A 1,008-nucleotide genomic window follows, 5' to 3' on the forward strand; every position below is an offset into this window, starting at 1 on the left:
CGGCCTCGGCCACCTCGCGGGCGGCGCCCGCGGTGTCGCCGGCCACCACGGTGTCCCAGCCGTGCTCGCGGATGATGCGGCGGCACTGCCCCAGCGCGTGCACGTGGCTGGCCACGGTGCGCACCCCGTCCAGCGTGGCGCCGGGAAGGCCCAGGAGCGAGAACCGGATGCGCAGGAAGTGCTCGCCCACGATGTGCAGCCCGCTGGCCGGCAGCAGGTGGTGGATGTCCGCCACGCGCCCGGCCAGGGAGTTGTCGATGGGGATGACGGCCAGCTCGCACTCGCCGTCGGTCACCCGCGTGAAGGCCTCCTCGAAGGAGGCGCAGGGCACCGTCTGTGCGTCCGGGTGGTTCTCGCGGACGACGAGGTGTGAGTTGGACCCGGGCTCTCCCTGGATGGCGATGTGCTGCATCGTCAGATCGTTCCACGCGCAGTCGGTGCCGACTGCCAGACTGCCTCCACGCCCTCCTCCCGCGTCGCCCACGACGCCTCCGCCCTCGCCGGATCGACCCCGTCATCGAGGTCCGGGGCCTGGTCAAGGCCCTCGGCCACGCGCGGGCCCTGGACGGCCTGGACCACACGGTCGCCCCCGGCGAGGTGCACGGATTCCTGGGCCCCAACGGGGCGGGCAAGTCCACCACCATCCGCGTCCTGCTGGGCCTGATGCGGGCCGATGCGGGCACCGTCCGCCTCTTCGGCGGGGACCCGTGGGCCGATGCCGCGGCCCTGCCCCGGGTGCTCGAGGGGCGTGTGGCCGGCACCGACACCTCGGTGGGGTGATGGCCAACGAGTTCGCCATGGTCGTGGCCTTCGGGGCGGATGCCCGGGGTGCGGCGGTCTACGGTGCCGGCCTGTTCGGTCTGGGGTTGGGCCACGCCGCTGGGCTGGGTGGACCAGGCCCGTGCCTTCGGGGACGCCCGCTGGTGGCCGGTGGGCCTGCTGCTGGTGACTGCCACGTTCCTCGTGGCCGCGGCGGTGGCGCTGCACGCCCGCCGTGACGTGGACGCC

1 protein-coding gene and 1 pseudogene are annotated in these 1,008 nt (G+C 74.2%); one reads left to right on the plus strand and one right to left on the minus strand.

Features of this window, described 5'->3' with window-relative positions; translation table 11 throughout:
• Nucleotides 1-412: prephenate dehydratase domain-containing protein (locus HMPREF3099_RS09415; RefSeq protein ID WP_305778350.1), on the minus strand; the 412-nt coding region annotated here is incomplete at its 3' end.
• Nucleotides 413-504: 92 nt separating this feature from the next.
• Here HMPREF3099_RS09415 and HMPREF3099_RS12125 point away from each other — a divergent pair.
• Nucleotides 505-741 (plus strand): annotated as a pseudogene (locus HMPREF3099_RS12125) (ATP-binding cassette domain-containing protein); the annotation flags it as partial.
• Between the last annotated feature and the right edge of the window lie 267 nt (nucleotides 742-1,008).

This window comes from Kytococcus sp. HMSC28H12, from assembly GCF_001816045.1.
Classification (GTDB): domain Bacteria; phylum Actinomycetota; class Actinomycetes; order Actinomycetales; family Dermatophilaceae; genus Kytococcus; species Kytococcus schroeteri.